At 67.4% G+C, this 22573-nt stretch carries 18 protein-coding genes and 1 pseudogene; 9 read left to right on the top strand and 10 right to left on the bottom strand.

What is annotated here, in order from left to right; all coding sequences use genetic code 11:
* The first annotated feature begins 59 nt into the window (after positions 1 to 59).
* Positions 60 to 617: a DUF4190 domain-containing protein gene (locus NL1_RS23265; RefSeq protein WP_067843095.1), complete on the top strand. Its 558-nt coding sequence runs from the start codon at positions 60 to 62 to the stop codon at positions 615 to 617.
* Positions 618 to 716: 99 nt separating this feature from the next.
* On the opposite strand, the gene NL1_RS23260 is transcribed toward NL1_RS23265, so the two are convergent.
* The 3 genes from NL1_RS23260 to NL1_RS23250 are packed head-to-tail and all read right to left on the bottom strand — an operon-like array spanning position 717 to position 3041.
* Complete coding sequence (locus tag NL1_RS23260) at positions 717 to 1475, bottom strand: RDD family protein (protein WP_067843091.1); 759 nt, start codon at positions 1473 to 1475, stop codon at positions 717 to 719.
* A 46-nt stretch (positions 1476 to 1521) separates the two neighbouring features.
* On the bottom strand, positions 1522 to 2469 hold the full coding sequence (gluQRS, locus tag NL1_RS23255) for a tRNA glutamyl-Q(34) synthetase GluQRS (protein ID WP_067843088.1): 948 nt from the start codon (positions 2467 to 2469) through the stop codon (positions 1522 to 1524).
* Positions 2470 to 2495: 26 nt separating this feature from the next.
* Positions 2496 to 3041: a DUF309 domain-containing protein gene (locus NL1_RS23250; protein ID WP_067843085.1), complete on the bottom strand. Its 546-nt coding sequence runs from the start codon at positions 3039 to 3041 to the stop codon at positions 2496 to 2498.
* Positions 3042 to 3462: 421 nt separating this feature from the next.
* Here NL1_RS23250 and NL1_RS23245 point away from each other — a divergent pair, with 421 nt between their 5' ends.
* Entirely contained in the window at positions 3463 to 3672 is a 210-nt protein-coding gene (locus tag NL1_RS23245; protein ID WP_067843082.1) for a DUF397 domain-containing protein, read from the top strand.
* Between the two features lie 82 nt (positions 3673 to 3754).
* Here the strand turns inward: NL1_RS23245 and qcrB are convergent, their stop codons facing one another.
* Positions 3755 to 5398: a cytochrome bc1 complex cytochrome b subunit gene (gene qcrB, locus NL1_RS23240; protein ID WP_067843152.1), complete on the bottom strand. Its 1644-nt coding sequence runs from the start codon at positions 5396 to 5398 to the stop codon at positions 3755 to 3757.
* A gap of 172 nt (positions 5399 to 5570) precedes the next feature.
* On the opposite strand from qcrB, the gene NL1_RS23235 reads away from it, so the two are divergent.
* The gene (locus tag NL1_RS23235) at positions 5571 to 7193 is read left to right on the top strand and encodes a wax ester/triacylglycerol synthase domain-containing protein (protein ID WP_067843079.1); all 1623 of its coding nucleotides are present in this window, start codon (positions 5571 to 5573) and stop codon (positions 7191 to 7193) included.
* A 122-nt stretch (positions 7194 to 7315) separates the two neighbouring features.
* Here NL1_RS23235 and NL1_RS23230 read toward each other — a convergent pair whose 3' ends face one another.
* Entirely contained in the window at positions 7316 to 7768 is a 453-nt protein-coding gene (locus NL1_RS23230) for a hypothetical protein (protein WP_067843076.1), read from the bottom strand.
* Between the two features lie 170 nt (positions 7769 to 7938).
* Here NL1_RS23230 and NL1_RS23225 point away from each other — a divergent pair.
* The 4 genes and pseudogenes from NL1_RS23225 to NL1_RS23210 form a co-directional block, all read left to right on the top strand.
* Positions 7939 to 8226, top strand: a pseudogene (locus tag NL1_RS23225) (type II toxin-antitoxin system RelE/ParE family toxin); the annotation flags it as partial.
* A 51-nt stretch (positions 8227 to 8277) separates the two neighbouring features.
* Positions 8278 to 8559 (top strand): helix-turn-helix domain-containing protein, encoded by a 282-nt coding sequence (locus tag NL1_RS23220; RefSeq protein ID WP_067843150.1) that lies wholly within the window; start codon positions 8278 to 8280, stop codon positions 8557 to 8559.
* Between the two features lie 73 nt (positions 8560 to 8632).
* A complete protein-coding gene (locus tag NL1_RS23215; protein WP_067843072.1) occupies positions 8633 to 10864 on the top strand; it encodes a hypothetical protein in 2232 nt (743 codons plus the stop codon).
* A complete protein-coding gene (locus tag NL1_RS23210; RefSeq protein ID WP_067843069.1) occupies positions 10861 to 11340 on the top strand; it encodes a GtrA family protein in 480 nt (159 codons plus the stop codon). The genes NL1_RS23215 and NL1_RS23210 overlap by 4 nt, the downstream gene beginning before the upstream one ends.
* A gap of 37 nt (positions 11341 to 11377) precedes the next feature.
* Here the strand turns inward: NL1_RS23210 and NL1_RS23205 are convergent, their stop codons facing one another.
* Complete coding sequence (locus NL1_RS23205; protein WP_067843066.1) at positions 11378 to 12061, bottom strand: hypothetical protein; 684 nt, start codon at positions 12059 to 12061, stop codon at positions 11378 to 11380.
* 180 nt (positions 12062 to 12241) lie between these two features.
* Between NL1_RS23205 and NL1_RS23200 the strand changes: the two genes are divergently transcribed.
* Complete coding sequence (locus tag NL1_RS23200) at positions 12242 to 13084, top strand: NmrA family NAD(P)-binding protein (protein WP_067843147.1); 843 nt, start codon at positions 12242 to 12244, stop codon at positions 13082 to 13084.
* A gap of 184 nt (positions 13085 to 13268) precedes the next feature.
* On the opposite strand, the gene NL1_RS23195 is transcribed toward NL1_RS23200, so the two are convergent.
* Positions 13269 to 13631 carry a hypothetical protein gene (locus NL1_RS23195; RefSeq protein ID WP_067843063.1) on the bottom strand — a complete coding sequence of 121 codons (363 nt, stop codon included), beginning with the start codon at positions 13629 to 13631 and terminating at the stop codon, positions 13269 to 13271.
* A gap of 164 nt (positions 13632 to 13795) precedes the next feature.
* On the bottom strand, positions 13796 to 14128 hold the full coding sequence (locus NL1_RS37805; RefSeq protein WP_156095001.1) for a hypothetical protein: 333 nt from the start codon (positions 14126 to 14128) through the stop codon (positions 13796 to 13798).
* 609 nt (positions 14129 to 14737) lie between these two features.
* Here NL1_RS37805 and NL1_RS23185 point away from each other — a divergent pair.
* Complete coding sequence (locus NL1_RS23185) at positions 14738 to 15757, top strand: alpha/beta hydrolase (protein ID WP_067843056.1); 1020 nt, start codon at positions 14738 to 14740, stop codon at positions 15755 to 15757.
* Between the two features lie 121 nt (positions 15758 to 15878).
* Here the strand turns inward: NL1_RS23185 and NL1_RS23180 are convergent, their stop codons facing one another.
* Positions 15879 to 17750 carry a vWA domain-containing protein gene (locus NL1_RS23180; RefSeq protein WP_067843053.1) on the bottom strand — a complete coding sequence of 624 codons (1872 nt, stop codon included), beginning with the start codon at positions 17748 to 17750 and terminating at the stop codon, positions 15879 to 15881.
* 112 nt (positions 17751 to 17862) lie between these two features.
* The gene (locus NL1_RS23175) at positions 17863 to 22539 is read right to left on the bottom strand and encodes a CHAT domain-containing tetratricopeptide repeat protein (protein WP_067843050.1); all 4677 of its coding nucleotides are present in this window, start codon (positions 22537 to 22539) and stop codon (positions 17863 to 17865) included.
* Positions 22540 to 22573 lie beyond the last annotated feature (34 nt).

Genomic DNA, 22573 nt, shown 5'->3' with positions numbered 1-22573 from the left:
ATCCCATTCGCCGCGTATTCGGGCGGACCGTGTCCGGTCGCGCCTATTACGCTGTACTCATGACGAATCCTGGCGACTCCTCCGACGAGTGGTGGAAGCAGTACGGCGGCCAAGGCGTGTCGCCGGACTCGGGCGCCCAGGGCTCGGTGCCGCAGTATCCGAACTCCGAACCGTCCGGGTACCCCTCCGCTCCGCAGTACCCGCAGCAGCCGCCGCCCTCGCAGCCGCAGTACCCGCAGCAGCCGCAGTACCCGAACTATCAGCAGCCCGCGGCCGGGTCGCCGTACCAGTCGGGGCCTGCGCCCTATCCGCAGCAGCCGAATTACGGTTACCCACAGGGCTACCAGCCGTACGGCGCGCCGCAGGGGCAGGGGTCCAACGGTCTGGCCATCGCCGCGATGATCGTCTCCATCGCGGGCGTCGCGTCCTGCTGCTTCCTGCTGCCCAGCATCATCGGCTTGGTGCTCGGCGTCGTCGCGCTGAATCAGATGAAGCAGTCCGGTAATTACGAAGGCAAGGGCATGGCTCAGGCCGGCGTATGGGTCGGTGTGGGCGGCATCGTGCTCGGCATTCTGTATTGGGTGCTCAACATCATCGGCATCGTCGCCGGGGTCTGAGCCGAGGCGATTCGTCGCGAAAGCGACCCCGGCTCTTGCACGAACGACCGAGGGGCGCTCCCGTTTCCGGGAGCGCCCCTCGATGCTTGTTCGGGTGAATCAGCCCTTGACGACCTGGGTGCCGCCCGCGAACTTGTCGTGCCAGCCCTGCTTGTTCGGGTCCTGCTCGATGGTGACGGCGATGTAGATGCCGAGACCGAACGCGACCAGGTTGCCCAGGCAGTAGACCGCGTTCGCCGCGAGGAAGACGTTGCGCTTGAGCGAGGTCACCGGGTCGATCTTTGCCGCGCCGCCGGGTGCGACCACTCGCAGGCCGAGGATCTTCTTGCCGAGTGTCGCGCCCTGCGTGGTCTCCATGCCCACGAAGTAGCCCAGTACCAAGATGCCGGACACCGCGGTGGTGACGATGTTGGCGACGAAGCCGCCGCCGATCGCCGCCCCCAGGAAGAGGGTGATGATGCCCGCCGGGATACCCGCGATGAGGCTGTCGATCAGGCGCGCGGCGAAGCGCGGCCACAGTTCACCGGGCTGCGCGCCGCCGAAACCGCCGGCCCCGTAGCCCTGCTGCTGCGCGTACTGCGGCTGGCCGTACGGATCCTGGTTGTACTGCGGCTGCTGGCCGTACTGCTGCTGCGGCTGCTGGCCGTAGGGGTCCTGGCCGTACTGGGGCTGCTGACCGTACTGCGGCTGCTGCTGGCCGTACTGCTGTGGCTGCTGCTGCCCGTAGGGGTCCTGCCCGTATTGCGGCTGCTGCTGCCCGTATTGGGGCTGCTGGCCGTACTGCGGCTGTCCTTGCGGGTACGGCTGGCCGTACCCGCCCTGGGGATTCTGGTTGGGGTCGTACCCACCGCTCGTCATGCTGTGTCCTCGTGGTGATCGATTGATCAGTGGTCGATTCGGTACGTTACGGACACCCACTGGGTTGCAACAACCCGTCGGTGGCCAGGATCCAGGGTTCCCGCGGCAGTCGGGCCGGATCGAAATGTTCGAGGAGCTGCGACGGGGTGCTCGCGGCGTAGCCGAGCGAGTCCGCGAGCAAGCTCACTACCTGCTCGGGCGTGTTGCCGAGGGCGAGTCGGTCGGCGAGGGTCACCGCGCCGTCGCGTTTGGCCAGCCGCTGACCGTTCTCGTTGAGCACAAGCGGCACATGCGCGTAGCGCGGGGCAGGCAATTCGAGCAGGCTCGCCAGATAGGCCTGGCGCGGAGTGGAGGGCAGCAGGTCGTCACCGCGCACCACTTGGTCGATGCCCTGCTCGGCGTCGTCGACCACCACCGTGAGGTTGTACGCGGGCGTGCCGTCGCCGCGGCGCAGCACCACGTCGTCGACCGGTCCCCGATAGCGGCCGTGCAGGTCGTCGACGATCTCGAACTCGGCGGCCGTGGCGCGCAGGCGCAGCGCGGCGGGCCTGCCCTCGGCGCGGCGCCGCGCGCGGCCCTCGGCGCTCAGCGTGCGGCAGATACCCGGATACGCGCCCATCGGTCCGTGTGGGGCGGTCGCGGCCTGCTGGACTTCCCTTCGGGTGCAATAACACTCGTAGGTCAGGCCGGCGGCGGTGAGTCGCTCGATGGCGGCGTCGTAGTGCGACAGCCGCTCGGACTGGCGCACCACCGGGCCGTCCCAGTCCAGGCCGATGGCCTTCAGGTCGGCGAGCTGGCGTTCCTCCGCGCCCGGACGCACCCGATCGAGGTCATCGATCCGCAGCAGGAACCGCCGCCCGGTCGATCTCGCGAACAGCCAGGCCAGCAGCGCCGTGCGCAGGTTGCCCAGGTGCAAGTCGCCCGAGGGGCTCGGCGCATAGCGGCCCGCGCCTCGGGCGAGGTGGTCGGGATGGGCGGCGGGCACGACTGCCATGGTAGGCGTGCGCGTTGCCGTCCCGATCAGACGCGCAGTCGCGGCTTGAGATCGTCCTCGGTGATCGTGGCGCCGGTGTCCAGCGCGGCGAGCAGCGTTTCGGCGCGCGCGATCAGCCCGGCGCCGTCGATGTCATAGGGCAGCGTGCGGTTCCTGGGTTCTGTCGAGTTGCCCGTCCCGTGGTCGTGACTATCGTCGCCCGAATTGCCGCTATCGCCTGGCTGGTAGGCCCGCAACCGTCCCACCGCACGACTGAGCAGAGTGCGGGCTCCCTTCGGATTACCGCGTTGTATGTGTGTCAGACCGACCGCGTATTGCGCGAGCCCCTGCCACAGCATCCTTTCGGCGAACGGTCCGTTCTTCCACGCGGCCTCCAATACCTCATGTGCATTGAAGGCCAGACCGTCGTCCAGGAGTTGCTGGGCGAGGGTAAGTGTTTGCTGGGGTGGGAGATTCAGATCGTCCGGAATTCTCGGCACGCCCGCGCTACCGATCGGTAGCGGGCGGCCGAAGCGGTCTCGTGGGCGGGGGTTGCGGGCGCGACCTGCCTCGTCGCGGTGGCGTTCGACCATAAGATCCATGATCCACATCGTGTCCAGGCCGGGCGCGCGAGGTCCGCCCGGAGCGGCTTTCGTAGACGGATCACAGACCAATCACACTGGTACAAATGTTTGCTTTCCTCGCCTATTCGCGGGAAAGCCGAGGACTGGCAATGTCCCCGCAACATATCGACTTCGCAAGCTTGGCAAATGCGTTGGTTCGACCGGCAAGAGACCGGCAAATCCCTCGTCGAACCTGCTAGGGTTTAGCGCGCGGGGACAACCCCGGGGGTGCATTCACCCGAACTATCAGTGCGATAGCGCGCGTCTGGACAGCTGCGCGCTATCACCAGGCGCACCACGGTATTCGGCCTTCCCGCCGGATGCCGGAGCTAGTTAGAACGAACTCAGTAGAAAATATTCTCGTTCTCGACGCAGCAAAGGAGCTAGTGCCGTGGAAGTTGATTTGACGGGAGCTGTGTGGCGTAAGAGCACATACAGTGGCCCAGACGGAAACTGCGTGGAAGTGGCATTTCTCGGCGGCGGCAATGTGGCGGTCCGCGACACCAAGGACAAGGGCAGCGGTCCGGTCTTGGCATTCACCCCGGGCGAATGGGACGCATTCCTGAGCGGAGTATCGGCGGGGGAGTTCGACAAGGCCTGAATGTGAGGTCCGACGAGCTGTCAGCACGGGCCCCGGGTCGAGGCAGGCTCGGGGCCTTCGCGCGTCCGATTTCGGTCGCCGGCTATTCGGTTTCGTTGTGGCCGTGTCCATTTCCGGTGTTGCGGTCCTGGTAGCTCCGCAACACCGCCAGCTGCCGGTGCTCCTCCTCGCGCTCGATGGCGAGGTTGCGGTTGGACTCGGCCACTGGATCGGCGCGCAGGAAGCTGCCCGTGCCCGGCTTGCCCGCCGAACCGAGGCGGTTCATCTTCTTCGGCACCGCCGCGCCCTGGTACTCCAGCGGGATCGGATGGCCGTGTTCGTCGACCGGGCCGAGCGGCTGGTGCACCTCGATGTACTCACCGTGCGGCAGACGCTTGATCACGCCGGTCTCCAGACCGTGGTCGAGCACTGCGCGATCGCTGCGCTGCAGGCCGAGGCACAGGCGATAGGCGATGAAATACGCGACTGGCGGCCCGATGAGGAGGCCGATGCGGCCGATCCAGGTGGTCGCGTTCAGCGAGATGTCGAACTTGTAGGCGATGATGTCGTTGACGCAGGAGAGCGTGAGGACCACGTAGAACGTGATGGCCATGGCGCCGATCGCGGTGCGCACCGGCACGTCGCGCGGACGCTGTAGCAGATTGTGCGCGGCGTAATCCTTGGTGAGGCGCTTCTCGATCCAGGGGTAGGTGATCAGCATGACGAACACCAAGCTCATGATCACCGCGACCCAGAACACCGCAGGAACCGTGTGGTTGCCGATGTAGATCTCCCACGGCGGCATCAGGCGCGCCATGCCGTCGGTCCACATCATGTAGAAGTCCGGCTGCGAACCCGCCGAGACCTGGGACGGGTTGTACGGGCCCAGGTTCCAGATCGGGTTGATCTGGAAGAGTCCGCCCAAGAGGCCCACGACGGCGAGGGTGAAGGCGAAGAACGCGCCCTGATCCGCGGCGAACACCGGCACGATGCGCGCACCCACCACGTTGTTCTCCGTGCGGCCGGGTCCGGGCAACTGGGTGTGCTTCTGGTACCAGACCAGCGCGATGTGCGCGGCGATGAGCGCCAGCATGATGCCGGGGAACAGCAGTACGTGTGTCACGTAGAGGCGCGGGATGATGATGTCGCCCGGGAAGTCGCCGCCGAATATCAGCCAGTGCATCCACGTGCCGATCACCGGGATCGAGATCGTGATGCCGGAGAACGCGGCCCGCAGGCCGGTGCCGGAGAGCAGGTCGTCGGGCAGCGAGTACCCGAAGAAGCCCTCGAACATCGCCAGGATCAGCAGCAGTGAACCGAGCACCCAGTTCGCCTCGCGCGGCTTGCGGAACGCGCCGGTGAAGAAGATGCGGAACAGGTGCACGATGATCGACGCCGCGAACAGCAGCGCCGCCCAGTGATGGACCTGACGCACGAACAGGCCGCCGCGCACCTCGAAGGAGATGTTCAGCGCGGTCTCGTAGGCCCGTGACATGCCCACGCCGCGCAGCGGCTGGTAGGCCCCGTCGTAGGTGACGTGCGCCATCGACGGGTCGAAGTAGAGCGTGAGATACACACCCGACAGCAGCAGGATGATGAAGCTGTACAGCGCGATCTCACCGAGTAGGAACGACCAGTGGGTCGGGAAGACCTTGTTGATCGACCTCTTCATGAATGCCGCGGCGCGATATCGCTGATCTGCCGCATCAGCCTGTTCGCCAACTGTTCGTGCGAGCGTATTCGTCATCGCCTGCACCCCGTCCCTGCGTGAGTGGAATGGGTCTACTACAGACGGTAGCAATATCTCGGTGCGGAATCGATAGTTTTCGAAAGCCCTTGTGGACCAAGATCATCAAGTGTGTCCGGCACTGCCCGGTCGGCGCCCGGATTCGAGCCGATATCGTCGGTGCGTGAGTTCGATGGCACCGCAGGACGCGACCATGTTCTGGCTCTCCGCCCGCACCCGAAACGATCTGTTCCTGCTCTACAGCTTCGCCGACACGGGCGCGCCGACCGATGCCTTGCGCACCGCCGTGGCGGCCCGCAGCGCCCACATTCCGGATCTGCGGGTCCGGCTTCGCGAGGCACCCGCCGACCTCGCCTACCCGTCCTGGGTACCCGGTGAGTTCACCGCCGATCAGTTCGTCGAACACCGGCTGCCCCGCCCGGACTGGGCCGCGGTGGAGACGACGCTCGGCGAGTTGCTCGCCACCGGCGTCGACGCCACGATCCACCCGTGGCGGTTGCACGTCTTCCGCGGCGTCGCGGGTGCGCCCATGCGGGCCACGGACGACGAACTCGCCACCGTGGTGGTGCTGCAGATGTCGCATGCGCTGGCCGACGGGAGACGGGCGGCGGCGATCGCGCGGGGGTTGTTCTCCGAGGGGGCAGGCAGGGCGGGCGTTGGCGATTCGGATGCGCGGAGCGAGCCAGGTGTCATCGGTGGAGGGGCGATGGGGGAGGCAGTCGGCGCGGTGCCCGGTCGCGCAGGTGTTGGCGATTCGGATGCGCGGAGCGAGCCGGGTTCCACCGGTGGAGGAGCGGTGCGGCAGGGCACGGGATCCGGCAGCGGAAGATCTGTGACGGGCGGGGACAGCGGTTCCGGTGGTACCTGGACGGTGCGATGGACCGGAACGCCCCAGGTATTCGGCACTGCCGTCGAGGCGATTGCGCGACTGCGGCATTCGGGCCTCGGCGCGGCGGTGTCGGGCGCTGTACAACTACCCGCCGGGGTCGTGCTGACGGCGGTGCGCGGGTATCGCGCGTATCGCGCGCAGACGGAGATGGCCCGGCTGACGGAGGCCGGAGAGGTGCCGCCGCCCGGTCCTGGGTTCGCGCCGAGCGCGGTGAACAGAGTTGGGGCCCGGGGAATTACCGACCATTGTGCGCGGATGATCGTGTGCGGGGCCGAGGAGCTGCGTGTTCCCGGCCGGACCATCACCGTTGTCGTGCTGACCGCCGTGTCGGTGGCACTGGCCGAATATCTTGCGGCGCAGGGCGAACCGGTGGAGCGGCTTGCCGCTCAGGTGCCGATGGCGCTTCCGGATCGAGGTAAGGCGTTGTCGCACAACAACTACCGGAGTCTCGGCATCGAACTCTTCACCGACGAACCCGATCTGCGGGTGCGAGCAGACCTGATCGCCGCCGCTCTCGCCGACCGCCGCCTACGGGCCGAGCACCCGCTGCTGACCGCTCAGGACCGTGTAACCGCCGTAACCCCGGCGCCGATTCTCCGCCGCGATGTCGACCGCTATCCCATCGACACCGTGCCCGACTCCATCGCGGGCCACACCGTCGTCTCCAGCGTGGACCGCGGGCCCGCCGACCTGGTCTTCGGCGGACCTGTCCGCTGCACCGGCGGCTTCCCTGCCCTCGGCGCTGTCATGCACCTGACCCACGGTGTGCATGGGCTCGGCGACACCGTCACAGTCTCCATTCACGCCGACGCGGCGGTCGTTCCGGATGTCGACGAGTACGCGGATCTGCTCCGCGGCGCGTTGCGTGCGATACCGGGTGCGCTCATGCAAAACGAGGGCCACTGAATCGCGCCGAACCCGCTCTCGGCGCACACCTCGCTCAGTTGGGGCTACGCCGTGTTCGGCGCCGTCGGGCACGGCACCGAGGTGGTCGACCCATGGACGGGCCGTCTGTGAGCGCCGATGGCTCAGTCGTTCTCCTCCGCGAGCCGATCGAAGACGCGCGTGTAATACGTGACGAAGAACTGCCGCCCCATCAGCCGCATCATCGCCAACGTGGCCAGGGTCGAAGGATGCACCGCAGTGTTGTCCCACACCCCGTGCACATCGCTACCGCCATCCTCGGCCGGGTGAACCGTCAGCTCGTGGAAACCACCCGGCGCCAGGTAATCGCTGTCGACCACGTGCATGCGCACCGTCCCCGGCGTCGACCAGTCGTAGCGCCAGCGCGCCGAGATCCTCGGGAAGTCCTGCCCCTCCACCACGTCCGCGGTGTGCTCACCCACCTCGAACACCCGATACCGCCGCGCCGACAGCGCAGGCCACCGCCGCGGCCGCTCCGCGGAGAAATCGGTGAACAACTCGACGACTTGTTCCGGCGTCGCGACGGTATGCAGGTCGAACTCGAACCGAGTGCGCATCTCGCCTCGCTCACCACCGAAGACTGGAGAGCTCGAGTTTAGTTCCGCCCCCGCATCGTTCACCCCGTTTCCTCCCGGTCGAGCGGAGGGCGCCAACCTGTTCCTCGCAGCGGTTTCCCGAACCCAGCGAACGCGGTACGCTGACATACAAAAACTTGTATATTGCCTGCGTGAAGCCGATCAGGTTCGTTGCCACCGCGCTCGACGACCTCCGTGAGTTCCCGCTCGCCGCGCGCCGGGAATGCGGTTATCAACTCGACCGGGTTCAACGTGGTCTGGACCCGACCGACTGGAAACCGGTCTCGGCCGTCGGACTCGGTGTCCGTGAGATCCGGGTCCGGGACCACAACGGCGCGTTTCGTGTCATCTATGTAGCGAAGCTCGCCGACCACATCTGCGTCCTGCATTGTTTCCAGAAGAAGACCCAGCAGATCCCGGCAGCGGATCTGAATCTGGCGGCCAAGCGGCTCAGGCAGGTCGTGGCGGAGTTCGAGAAAGGGAGAGCGCTGATGGCGGACGAGACGTTCGACAGCGTGTGGGATGCGATCGAGGACACCCCACAGGAGGCGGAGAACATGCGACTGCGGTCGCGGCTGATGATCGAGCTGACCGAGCGGATCACCGCCCAGGGCTGGACGCAACTGGCTGCGGCCGAGCGGCTTGGCGTGACCCAACCTCGGGTCTCCGACCTCATGCGCGGCAAGGTGCATTTGTTCAGCCTGGACTCGCTCGTCAATATGGTGACCGCGGCGGGCATGCACGTCGAGATGACGGTCGAACCGGCCGCTTGATCGGCCCACACGGGCGCCGCCGTTGTTCATCTTCCGTTCGGTCGCGGGAGGTTGCCTGTAGGGTCTGGGACTCGTGGTGGACAGTGGAGCGCTCGCGCCGCGCGAGGTGTACAAGTGGGGCATCGTCACCGCGTTCGGCGTAGTCGCGGGGTATGTCGCGGTTCTGCTGGCCAATGCTCGGCATTTCTATGCCGACGACACCGAGTCCCAGTACGCCCCGCTGTGGGTGATGATGGGCAGGCGGCTGCGCGACGGTGATTTCCCGATGCTGGTCCCCGAGCACTGGATGGCGGGCAACTACACCATCGAAGAGGCGGGCCTGCTGAATCCGCCGCAGTTGCTGATCGATCTGATCGCGCCCTCGGTGGACAACCTCGCGCTGTACGCCACCGTGGTCAAGCTGATCTTCGCGATCGTGCTCGGGCTCGGCGTCTACCGGATCTGCCTGGCCTACGGGTCGCGGGCGCCGTGGGCGGCCGTGGCCGGTGTCGCCATCCCGTTCAGCGGCTGGCTGCTGTTCTTCGACGAGGCCAGCTGGATGACCGCGTTCACCGGCACCGCCTGGCTGACGCACGCGTGGGCGTCGGGTGTGCGCTACGCGCGCGGGCGCTCCGGCCCGATCCCGACCTTCGTCTTCCTGTACCTGGCCATCTCGGTGCAGTACATCTTCCCCGCGGTCGAGGCCGGGATCATGATCGCCGCGGTGGTGTTCGGCGAACTCGTCTACCAGCGCAGGTGGCAACCGCCGCTGCGCCTGCTCGCGGTGTCGGCCTGCGCGGCGCTGGCCGGGCTCGCGACGTATCTGCCGAGCATGCTGTCGGCCAAGGTCACCTGGCGCGGCACCGCGCAGATCAACAACGATCAGCTGCTGACGGTGCCGTGGTCGGAGTCGTTGAACGCCAGCCTGCCCAGTACGTTGCCCGCGTTCACCACGTGGTGGGGCTACGTGCAGCCGATGCCGGTGGTCTACGTCGCCTGGTTCGTGATCCCGGCGCTGGCGTTCGTCGACTGGCGCAAGGCACTGGATTCGGCGCGCGAACTGACCGCGCCCGCGCTGTTCACGGCAATCATGCTGATGTGGACCGCAGGCCCGGGCGCCATCGGCCCGCTGCGCTGGCCCGCCCGCGTGCTGCCGATGGTGGCGCTCGGCCTGCTGGTGCTGGTCGGCGTGCTGCTCGGCCGTTTCGCGACCTTCGCCGACTGGCGGCGGCGCGGGCTGATCGCGGCGGGGTTGATCGGTCTGTTGCTGCTGCGTTCGCTCTCGGCGGCGCCGCAGGAAGCGGTGTGGCACCTGGTCTCGGCCCTCGCGGTGGCGGCGCTCGGCGCGGCCGTGGTGTGGCTGGCCCTGCGCCGCGGGATCGCTGCGGCGAGCGCGCTGGTGCTCGTCTCGATTTTCCCCATCGCCTACCTGCAGGTGTGGTCTGCCCAGCCGACGCCGCTCGGCTGGAATCTGCCTGAGCACCGCTCGCAGATGAAGGCCGCCTTCCCCGACTTCCCAGGCACCACGCTGCAACTGGGCGATCGCGCCCTCATCCCGCCCGCCGAGCGCACCCTGGACGGCGCGTACGGATCGCTGGTCTTCGGCAACTACGCCAAGGATCTCGAGCTGACCTACGTCAGTGGATACACCCCGAACGGCCACCTCCAGTTCGGCGAGATGCTGTGCATGCGGTGGGACACCAGCGTCTGCCCCGACGCTTTCCGCAGGGCCTTTGCCGTCGAGCCGACCACCGGCAAGACCATCGTCGACCTGATGAAGGTGGACCGGGTCGTGCTGCACACCGCCCTGTACCCGGACGCCAGGAATCAGCCCGCCCCGCAGGGCTGGCAGTGGGTCGACTACCCCGGCCACGAGAGGTACATCGCCGTGCTGGAGCGGGAGAACGGCTTGCTCTCGACCGTCGACGGCCGCGTCGCCGCCGCGAACGGCGTGACCGCCACCTCGCTCGCCGAATCCGACACCACAAGCCGGGTCCGGGTCAGCTCGGAGACGGGCGGCCGGGTGGTGTTCGCGCGACTGAATTGGCCCGGCTACCGCGTCACCCTCGACGGCCGCGACCTACCGTTCGACGCCGTCGCGAAAACCTTTGTCGCCGTCGATATCCCGGCCGGTACCCAGAACGCCGAACTGGAACTCGCCTGGCAGCCGCCGGGCTGGAAGATCGGCGGCGCGAGCGCCCTGGCCGGACTGCTCGGCGTCGGCGTGCTGCATTGGCTGTACCGCCGCGGCCGTCGGCACGGCGGGCCCGCCGAATTTGCGCCGGCGCTCGCGGACGACGCCGCGCTGGCGGACGCCGTCCGATGAACACCGTCGACCAGGCGGCACTGGATCCCGGCCCGCTGCTGCGCATCGTGCGGCGACAGGAGATCGCGTTCGCCATGGTCGGCATGGTGAACACCGGACTCGGTATCGCGCTGACGGTGATGTGGCTGGCGATCTTCGACAACCGCGTCTCGGCCGCGCTCGCGCCCGCCGCGGCCTACAGCATCAGCATCGTCATCGCGTTCGTGCTGCACCGCACCCTGGTCTTCCGGGTGCGGGGGCGCGTCGCGCGCGATTTCTTCGCCTTCGTCGCGGTGAATTCCGGCGGCCTGCTGATGAACATGGTGCTGCTGCAGGCGGCGGTCTCGCTGCTGCACCTGCCGAGCATTCCTTCCGCGGTGGTGGTGATGGCGCTGGTCGCGGTGGCCAGTTTCTTCGGCCACCGGCACATCTCGTTCCGCCGCAAGCCCGCCGACACGGACCTGGTCGGAGTGACCGGACAGCAGCGGTCGACCTAGCGGAAACGACTGCCCGCCCGGCCTTTTCGTGCTCGTCCTACACAGCGGAAGCCGCGGGCGAGCGCTCCGGCGTCGGCAGCGGGTCCAGGCCGAGTTCGGCTCGGGCGGCCTTGACCACCGACAGCTCCTGCTCGACAGTGCTGGCAATGGCCTTGTGCCACAACGTCCGGATGTCGTCGAGGTCGTCGACGGTCGCTTCGCCGTCCAGCGTGAGAGTCAGCTTCTGGACGGTGATGTTCGCGGCCGCGGTGAGAGTGCGCAGCAGATCTTCACAGCGGTTGGGGATGCGCGGGCCCGACAGGATTCGCAACCGGGTGACCGATCCGGCGCACTGCCCGATGCTTTCGTGCAGGTCGAGGCCGAACCTGTCGATCTCCCCGAGATAGGTGAAGTCCTGGCTGGACAGCTGCTGCCGGACCGAGGCCGAGGTCGCCAGCAGGGTGGTGACGGCCGCGAGCACCGATTCGCGCCGCCATTTCTCGTGCTCGCGCTGTTCGGCGGCTTCGGTATTCCGTTGCGCGGCTTCCAGCACGGACATGCTGCGCTGCTCGGCCGCGGCATTGACCGCCTCCACATTCCGCTGCGCGGCCTCGAGCGCGATGCTGCCGCGCTCGTCGGCCGCGTCGATCGCCCGGCGGTTCGTGCGGTTGGTGATGAGGACGCCGACCAACACGACGAAGGCGACGACCAGGGAACTGAAGAGGGGGAGCCACTGAGTCACCCCGGAATCATCGCAGCCCAGTCGCCTTCCCGGCGTCGGCCTCGCCGACAAGGGGTGCGGTTATCGGGGAGCCCGCGGGTTCGGCCGAGGTCGGCGCGGGTTCTGCGGGCCGCCGGAATTCGGGGCATTGACCTCGACCTATGTTGAGCTCTTAGCGTCGTCGCGGTGGAAAGGAATACCGTGACAACACTGGTAACAGGCGCGACCGGCAACACCGGTCGCCATGTCGTGGCAGAACTCGTGCGTCGAGGCGAGCGCGTCCGGGCACTCACCCGGAATCCGGCCGCCGCTGCCGCGAAACTCCCGCCCGGAGTGGAACTGGCGGCGGGCACCCACACCGCACCCGAGACCTTGACCGAGGCGCTCGACGGCATCACCCGCCTGCACATCACCGTGACGGCCGGACTGGCCGAGGTCGGTCCCGATCTGGTCCGCCGCGCCGTCGACGCGGGCGTCCGGCGCATCACGGTCGTCTGGGGCGGCGGCGTCGGCCCGGTCGAACAGGCCGTCGCCGACTCCGGCGTGGAGTGGACGCGACTCGAACCGCAGGAATTCATGTCCAACACGCTGACCTGGATCGACTCGATCCGGGCCGCGGGCGTGGTGCGCGAACCCTACGACTTCCCGAGCGCCGTGGTGCACGAGGCCGATATCGGCGCCGTGGCCGCCGCCGCCCTGCTCGAAGACGGCCACGCGGGCCGCGCGTACAACCTCACCGGCCCGCAGCCGTTGAGCCTGCACGAACGTCTCGCGATCTTGTCCGTGGCGGTCGGCCGCGACATCGCCTTCGACCGGATCACCCATGCGCAGGCTGTGGACCGGCTCATGGCCACCGGTGTCTCCCGGGCCGACGCCGATTACGTGATCGGCTGGTACGCCTCGCCGCCCGAGGAATCCGCGACCGTCGACGACACCGTTCCCCGGGTGCTCGGCCGCCCGGCGCGGACCTTCGCCGAGTGGGCGGCCGAACACGCGGATCGGTTCCGGGACTCCGCGCCGACTCCGGTTGGCAGGGCTCACTGACGTCGCCCCGCCGAAGTTCGATCAGCGGGTCGACGCCGCATGAGATCGCCGAGCCTGCGCGGCGGTTGCCGTCGCCGTGCGGGCTCGGTCGATTCCGAACACGCCTACTACCCCGGCCGCTCAGCGCGCGAGGGCGCCGAGGGCCGCCGGGTGGTTGCTATCAGGTCGTGCGCAATCGGTTCGGTCAGCTGCTACCGAACAGGCCGAACGGGAACAGGTTGTTCAAGCCGCCGCTCCCGCCGTAGTCGAAGCCACGCTCGCAGCGGTCGTAGCCGCGGTCGCGTCCACGGTCATAGCCGTATCCACGGTCGTTCCAGCCGTATTCGCGGTCGTAGCCATATCCGCGGTCGTCCCACCCGTAGCCGCGCTCGCAACGGTCGTGACGGTCGTAGCCCGGATATTCGGTCTGCACCACGCCCGGCGTCGATGCGGGAACGGCCGCTGCGGGGATTGCCGCCGTCATCGGAACTGCCATCGCGGCCCCTGCCAGTGCCACCCTCATGAGCACACGGAGCCTGCCTGCCTCGCGGGTCTTGTAGGTCTTCATCTCTGCCTCTTCCGGCGAGCCCGGCCCGCGGGGTCGACGACTCACCGATCGCTGAACGGTTGCCATTCCCCGACGGCTTTGATCCTAGGCGCGCCCCATTGGTTGCCACCAGTGCGCGGAACCCAGAATTTCAGGAAATACGACCCGGTTTTCGAGACCTGGGTTTACGGGACGACCCGCACGCCGCCGAGGATCGTGTCGAGATCGCTCGCGTATCGCGGCAGGTCGGCGATACGAACTTGGCCGGCCACCTGTATCGGATACACCGTCCCGCCGGAATCGTAAGCGAGTTCGACGTATTCGTAATGCATGTCGAGCCCCGCACCGGTGGCAGTCCCCGCGACGCGGATTCCGCGCTGACCACATACTTCGACGGCCTCGTGCCGTGTTTGCTGCCAGCCGAGTACGCCTGTCCTCAGGCGGTCGAGGTGGTCGAATGCCTGGTCGGCGCTCGCCGTCGGACTGAAGGCCGCGACTGTGACCGTCGCTGTTCCCATGTCGACTCCTCCCGACGGAGGATCGAAACGATGCAGCACGAAGGCGGGGGCTGGCTGGTCCACCTGCCGCTGCTCCCAGCCTGGCAACTTCGGGACCTGGATGGTGAACCAACCCGGGCGCCGTTCGGTGGTGAAAGCCGCGGCGGTCGATTCGCCAGCGGAGCACGCTGTTGTCGTGGGTGAATCGGACGTCGACACACCGCAGGAGACCGCGCAGATCGCCGCGACGGCGGCAAGAATCAGGCGCCGTCCGACACATCGAAATCCGACCACGACTGGACAGAGTATTCAGCCGCGGCCGATCTCGAGCGTGTCGGCGGGTGTCTGCTGCCCGAAGCGACGAGCGAATCCACCCATCAGGAAGCCTGAATGGTCCTGTCGAGTAACGGTTTTGGCTCCGCGAAAGACGTAGTTCTGGGGTGATGGCCCGGCGGGCCTGTCCGAATACAGTAAGAGGGTGATCGATGCGCTATCGGATACCGGGCGAATTGCCAGGTCGGCGGGGCGGGGCTACGGTGCGACCGTGCGCCGTCGGCGATCGATCGACGACGAAACCACTTCGACGACAATGTGGCCGGAGGCGGCCCGTGGACTGGAATTGACTATTCGATGAAGCTTTCCGCATTACGCAACATGGCCGCTCTGCGGACCGCCGCTGTCGCACTGACCGCCGCGCTGTCCGTGGCACTGGCAGGCGGCGCCGTTTCGGCCGAGCCGCAGAAACCCTCGGCCGTCACCTCCATCGTCAAGGAGGGGCGCACCTGGCACCTGAAGGTGTACTCGGCGGCGATGGACACCGAAATCAAGGTCGACGTGCAGCGTCCGGCCGACGAGTCCAAGCCCGCGCCGAACCTCTACATGCTCAACGGCCTGGACGCCGGTGAGGGAACCGCCAGCTGGCGGGCCGCAACGCACGCGCTGGAATGGCTGGCCGACAAGCCGGTCAACGTCATCCAGCCGATCGGCGGTCGCGGCAGCTACTACACCGACTGGCAGCAGCGGGATCCGGTTCTCGGGCTGAACAAGTGGACAACGTTCTTCACCGAGGAGCTGCCGCCGCTGCTGGACCAGACGCTGAACTCGACCGGCCTCAACGCGTTGGCCGGTCTGTCGACGTCCGGCACGTCGGTGTTGCAGCTGGCCGAGGCCAAGCCCGGCGTATGGAAGACCGTCGCCGCTTACAGCGGGTGCGCCCAGATCGCCGACCCGATGGGGCAGCAGTTCGTCAAGCTGGCCACCGAGACCTGGGCGGGCGGCAACACCGTGAACATGTACGGTCCCGCCGACAGCCCGCTGTGGGCCGCGAACGACCCGGTCATCAACGCGGAGAAGCTGCGCGGCACGCTGCTCTACGTCTCCAGCGGCAGCGGCATCCCGGTCATGGAGGACGTTCAGTACTACCTGAGCACCGCCCCCGGACCGATGGGCGCGGTCAACCTCAGCCTCGGTGTGATCATCGAGGCGGCCGTCAACGGCTGCACCGCCAACCTGAAGAACCGGCTCGACTCGCTGGGCATCCCGGCGACCTACCAGTTCAACCCGGTCGGCACGCACTACTGGCCGTACTGGGAAGAGGCGCTGCACGACTCCTGGCCGCTGCTCGCGCAGGGCATGGGGCTGAACGGCTGATGCCGACACGGGAGGGGTCCGTCAGCGGACTCCTCCCGTAGACCATCGAGAAGCTACCGCGTGGGCGGGTCGGTATCGATCTGCTACCGGCCCGGCCACGCGGTCTGGCGTCCGTCCCGGCTCAGCGTCGGCGGCGCGCGAGTGCGAGGCCGATGATCCCGGCGAGCACCGCGACGCCGACCACGATCACCGCGCCGATCACCACCCACATCGTCTGCGACGAATCCTCGTCCGCGCCGTCGGCGGTGATTGCGATCGGTTTACCGTTGGGGCCCGCGTCCTCGCCGAAGACTCCTCCGTTCGTCGTGTAGGTGGGACCCGGTTCCGGGTTCCCGGCGACGGTGAGGTCCAGTCGAATGGGGACCGGGGTGGCGCCGCCCTCGGTGAAGGTCGACCCCAGTTTGACCGCGATGTAGTACCAGCCCGCGACGGATTGCTTGCGCACCGCGGAATCGTTGGCGTCGCGGTTGGCGTAGCGGATCGGCGTCGTGGCGATCGCCGGGTCGCTGGTGGGCAGCACGCCCGCCCGTCCGGTGTAAGCCGCTGTGTCGAAGTCGATTTCCTCGCCGAGCGGCGAATACAGGGTGGTGGCGATGTTCGAGATGACGTCCAGGCCCTGCCCCCCGTTCTCCTCGAAGTGCACCCGGTACGCCAGGCCCCGGCCCCAGTCCAGCCGGACCCGGTAGAAGACGTACTCGCCCGGCCGCAGCGTGTCGGAGTAGCGGCCGCTGCCGTCGAGCGTCACCGCCTCGGTGAACGATCCGGCGCCGGTCACCGGAGTGCCCGGACCCGACGGTTCGACGAGCGCCGTCTGGGTCGTGACGCCCGCCGGGCCGGGATCGGTGACGCCCGGTTCGACGCCGATGATCAGCTCGAGCGGCAGACGCGGCGGCACGCCGTCGGATACCCGGTCCCAGGTCAGCGCGAAGTAGTACCGGCCATCGCCCTTGCACTTGTCGCTGCTGCCGCCGGTGCGTTGCTTGGTCGCGCCCTCCCAGGTCTGGGTGATGGTGAGTGCGACACCGTCGCTGGACTTCGACGCCTGTTCGGTTTCGATGGCCAGGCAGTCCTCGCCGTCGCGGCCGTAGACCCTCGACTGGAGGGTGTTGAAGTCGTCGGTCACCGAAACGCCCGGCACCCTCGGGAAGGAGACGATGCCGGTGAAGTACGCGGTGGCGCCTGCGGGGACGTCGACGGCGTAGTAACGCGTCTCGCCCTGCCCGATGGTGTCCAGATAGTGGCCCGCTCCGGCCACCGGCGCGCCCGCGTAGTTCCCTGCGCCGGTGATCGGTGTTCCGCTCGCGCGGTAGTTGCGCAGCGCCGCGGTGCTCACCCGCGGCAGGATCTCTTTCAAGGCGGGCCCGTCGGCGGCGTCGTTGTAGGTGCCGCCGGTCGCTTCGGCCATGCAGCGCAGCTGCGCCCGGGCCGTGTCGGCCACGGCGAACCCGATGGTGTGCACAACGAGGTCGAGGCCCTGCTGCTTCAGTTCCCGCGCGACATCGCACGGATCGGGCGGCGAACAGGTGTCGTCGCCATCGGAGACCAGCACGATCGAACGCGGTCCGGAATCCGGCAGCGCCCGCGCGGCTTCGCGCAGCGAAACACCCATCGGGGTCCACCCGCGCGGCTGGATGCCATCGACCGCGCCGATCAGCGCCGATCTGTCGATGGTGTCCGGTTGGCGAAGCACGCTTACGTCGCGGCAGCCGGCGGCCTTCTCCGCCTCGGTGTTGCCGGTGCCGGTGCCGTAGGTGGTCAGCCCCACTTTCGCGGCGGCGGGCGCGGATTCGACGAACGTGCGGACGGCGTTCTTCGCCGCGTCCATCATCGTGCCCGCGGGATCGGGGCGCTGCATCGAACCGGAGGCGTCCAGGATCAGCATGGTGGGTGCGTACTGGGAGTCGTCCGCCTGCGCGACCGCGGGCAATGCCACGGGCACACAGGCGACCACGCCCGCTGCGATTACTGCGGTGAACTTGGAATATCTCGACATAACGGCACGGACGCTACCGGCCGCAACCTCACTCCTCCACTCAAAACCGCAGCATGACTGCATTTTTCGGGGCGCTGGCGAGCCTCGTGTGCGCGATGTCGATGGTCCGGCGTCACGGTCCGATGTGGATGAACGACGCCCATAGTGCTGGGGAATGGGGCGCTGAGTGGCGGAGGCGGAGGACGGCATCGTGCAGGGCCTCGGCGGCATGCCGGGAGGTGAGGCCGCCGTTGGGGGCGATTGCGGTGTAGAAGTAGCCCGCCAGGTCGGCCGCCGCGGCGTCGTTGACAGACCACAAGGTGGCGATCACGTGTTGCCACCCCGAGTACTGCAATGCGGCCGCGAGGCTGATGGCTTCATCGATATTGCGTTCGGTGCCCGCGTGGGTGTAGCAGGTGTTCAAGAAGGCGAAGTCGCCTTGGTGGTGCCGGTGTTCCGCGATCCGCGCGACCGAGAGCACGCCGTCGCTGAGTATCGGCCCGCCTTCGGAGGGGTGCTCGAAGATCTGTCGTCCGTGACAGGACAGGTGCAGCCAGGAATGGGTGTCGAGCATGCCGAGCACCGCGGAGCCGAGCGCGTCCGGGCCCACCAGCACCGCGTGCTGGTGACCGGGGGTGAACATGTCTGTGAGCAGCTGGATCTCGCGGTCGACGGCCAGTAGGTCCGGCGCTCCCGGTGTGTGCGGCATACCGACGACGAGCATCCGGTGTTCGCCGGAGGCGACGGTGGTGGAGCCGTCGCGGGACTGGATCAGGGCCCGCACGGTCGGTGTGTAGGACGAGATCGCTCGATCGAGCACGCTGCGGCCACTGAGCGCATCACCTTCGGCCGCCGCGGCGTGCAGCGGCAACAGGGTGAGGGGGCCCGTCGGGCACCACCACAGCCGCTGACCGGCGTCGTGCGCGCCGGACTGCGCAAGGCTGTCGAGGATCGGTTCGGCGATCGCTTCCCACAACCAGGCCAGCGTGCTCCGAATCGTTTCCGCGGCGATCGACTTGGCCAGCGTGTTCCGGGATGCGCTGTGTAGCACCTGGAGTGCACCGATGTATGCCGTTGCCCGCGTACGTGCTTCGGCGTCGCTCAGCTTCGGCAGCGGGATCGCGCTGATGCCGGTCGGGCCGACGGCCAGCGCGTCGCAGCGCGATGATGCGGTATTGACGACGATGACCGGTCCGTCGACTGCGGCACGAAGGAGATCGCGCGCCGACGGCGGTCGCAGAAACGATTCGAAGCCGTCCTTCGTCCAGATCACGGCGAGGATGTCGTCGAAGCGGCGTGCCGCGACCACCGCGGCGTCCAGGCGGTGCGGGACGCTGGTCCCATTCCGATCGGCGGGCGAGTCCAGAACCATCAGCTGGTCGGCGAGATCGTCGGCCAGTCCGGGATGCGCCTCGCGCAACGCGTCGAGATCGGAACGGTTCTCGACCATTTGCGTCCACAGCACCGCCCGGCCGTGTTCCAGCAGTTCCAGCGCATCCTCGATCCGGTCGGCGGCGATGGCGCAGCCTGCGGCTTCGCGTGAAAGATCCGACCATTGCTCCAGCAGGAACTCGCTGTCTTTCCGGTCCAGGCCGCGCATGGCAAGCCGGGGCAGCAGCCCGACCGCGGTGCGGTAGCCCTCGACGGCGTTGTCGTGATCGGCGATCGCGGAGGCGACCGTGCCCCACAGACGAGCCGCGTGCAGGCGAGTGCTGGTCACGCTGGTCGCGGACAGTGCCGCCCTCCGGCAGACGGCGATGGCGTCCCGGGCGGCGGTGCGGTCTCCGGCGCGATCGAACCGCTTGCGCAGCGCGATCCCGAGCGCCCACAGGTGTGCGCCGTGCTCGGGGTGGCCAGCCGGTGTTTCGTCGACCGCTCGGCGGAGGGTGTCGATGGTGTCGCGGAGATGGCGGAGTTCATTGGTGAGCTCGAATTGCCTGATCTGCGCTCTCCCGAGGTTCGCCAAATACATTCCGCGATCGGGATGGCCGATCGGCACGGCGTCCACGGCCAGACGGCCGGTCTCGATGGCGTCGAAGAGATCGCCCGCGGACCCGGTGTGTTCGAACCGCCTTAGCAGTGCGATTCCGAGGGTGTTCAGGGAAATTTTGCGGTCGGGATGGTTCGTCGCCGTGGCGTTCACCGCTCGACGGCAGGCCTCGATGGCTTCGTCGAGATCGTCCGAGACCCTGGTTCGTTCGAATCGCAGGCGCAGCGCGATCCCGAGGTTGTTCAGGTACCTCCCGTGATCGGGACCGTCGGCGGGGACGGTGCCGATCGCCTGGCGGATCACCGCCACTGCGGTGGTGAGGTCGTCCGCGGCTCCGGTTGCCCTGAAGCGCGTCAGCAATGCGATGCCGAGCGCGTTGAGGCATACCGCCCGGTGTGGGTGATCGGTCGGGGTCGACTCGACCGTGCGACGGCCGATGTCGATGGCTTCGTCGAGATGGGTCGCGTCCCTGCTCCATTCGAACCGCATCCGCAGTGCGGTCACCAAATTCGACAGGCTCGATGGGTAATTCGGGTCATCCGCAGCAAAGGTGCCTGCTCCTTGCCGGAAGGTCTCGATGCTTTCATCGAGATCGTCGATTGTTCCGGCTACTTCGAATCGTTTTGCCAGCATGGCTCCGAGGGTCGACAAGAGCACCGCGTGGCCGGGCTTGCCGCTTGCGACGTTCGCGGCCTGACGTCCGATGTCGACAGCTTCATCGAGATCATCGATCGCCCCGGTTCTTTCGGACCGCATGCCCAGCAAGGTCATGAGGTTGTTGACATCCGCGATGTTCGCCCGGCCCGCATCGCGAACCTGCTTGTAGATCTCGATCGCTTCGTCGAGGTCGGCCGCGACCCCCGACCGTGTGTATCGGGTGGACAGGTTCTCCGCCAGAGTCGTCCTGTACTCCGCGCGATTGGGGTCGGCCTGCGGAGCAGCGCTCACCGCACCGCGCAGTGTTGTGATCGCCTCGTCGAGTTCTATTGCGGCCCTCGTTTGTTCGAACCGGGTATTGAACGCGATCCCGAGTTGCCACAGATGCATCCCGCGGAGGGGATGGCCGGGTGGGGTGGCGTCGGCCGCCTGCCGGATGGTGTCTACGCCGCTGTCGAGGTCGTCGGTATCCCCGGTGGCCCTATACCTGTCAAGCAGCGCGGTTCCGAGGTGGAACAGATATGTTCCGCGGTCGGGGTGATCGACCGGGGTCGCGGCGACCGCACTGCGGAGTGTCTCGATGAGCTCGTCGAGGTGGTCGGCATTCTTGGTCCGCAGGTACCGACCGGTCAGCGCCACCCCGAGGCTCAGCAGCCGTCTGCCGCGATCCGGATCGTCGGCCGCGGTCGCGGCTACCGCCAGTCGGCCGGTATCGATGGCCTCTTCGAGATAGACCATGCGGCCGGTCCGATTGAACTGGTCCTGCAGGGCCATCCCGAGTTCGAGCAGGTACGCCCCGCGGTCGGGGTCGTCGGGGGAGATGTTCGTGCGCGCGTGGCGGACTGCCTGGATGACATCGTCGGGATCGTCTGTGTCATCGGCCGGTTCGGTGTCACGGTCCAGCGCTTCCCAGAGTTCTGCCAGGTCGGGATCGTCGGGTGGGTCGACGCTCGCGGGCAGCGAACCACCGGCGGGAGATACCGCACCGGAGCCGCCGGTCAGCTCGAACCGCATCCCGAGTGCGTTCCTGAGATTCGACTGGTAGGTCTCGCGGTCTGGGTCGCCGATCGGCGTAGCGTCTATCGCCCGCTTCATGACGTCGATCGCGTCGTCGAGATCGCGTGCGTTCCCGGACTTTTGGAATCGACGGACCAGCGCGGTCCCGAGATGGGAGAGGCTTGCACGGTGTTCGGGCTCTTCGGTCGAGATGCTGCTTGCCGCTCGGCGACCGGTCTCGATCGCATTGTCGAGGACACCGAGGTCACCGGACTGTTCGAACTTCCGGAACAGTGCCGGTCCGAGGCGTGACAGTGACCTGGCGCGGTTGGGCTGGCCAACCGGGGTGGTGGCGATCGCCTGAACCAAGATGCCGATGGCGTCGTCGAGATCGCGTGTGTCTCCGGTCCGCTCCACGCGCAAGAACAGCGCGTCCCCGAGATTGGACAGGGATACCTCGCGCAGCGGCTCGTTGGCGGCGCCGGTATCGAGTGCTTGGCGCATGATCTCGATGGCTTCGTCGAGATCGCCGATGTCGCCGGACCTGTCGAACCGCCTACGGAGACCGTTCCCGAGATTTCCCAGGTACATAGGGCGATTGGGGTCGTCGGGTGCGGTGGCGGCGACGGACTCGCGGATGGTGGCGTTGGCCTCGTCGACATCGGCTATCGCTTCGGTCCTCGCGGCCCGCTGGAGCAACGCGGATCCGAGATTGTTCAGATGTCGTGCGCGGTCGGAGTTGTCGGGGCCTGCGGCGATGATGAGACGGAGAACGTCGATCGCCTCGTCGATATCAGCCGAGCCGTCGGTCTGCAGGTGCCGCTTGAACAGCGTGTTGGCGAGGACGCCCAGATATGTCACCCGATTGGGATCATTGGTCGGCATGACGGTGACCATCTGGCGGATGGTGTCGATGGCATCGTCGAGGTCGCCGCTGTCTCCGGCCGATTCGAACCGCTCGAGTAGTGCGACCCCCAGGTTTGCCAAACGAAGAACGCGCGAAGGGTGGTCGACAGGCGTAGCGGCCAGTACGCGGGTGGACAGGGTGATCGACTCCGTCAACGCGCTCACGTCATCGGATTCCACGCCTTTGTGATACGCCTGCATGGCCTGTCTCGACCACGCGGCGGTCAGTATCTGGATGATGTCGATGACGGACCGTCGCACGCCGACTGCTCCAAAGAGGGGATCGAAAGGACTG

Origin of the sequence: Nocardia lijiangensis NBRC 108240, from assembly GCF_001613045.1 — a bacterium.
Lineage (GTDB): Bacteria > Actinomycetota > Actinomycetes > Mycobacteriales > Mycobacteriaceae > Nocardia > Nocardia lijiangensis.
The sequence above is the reverse complement of the archived record's forward strand: the minus strand, read 5'-3'. Positions and strand labels throughout refer to the sequence as shown.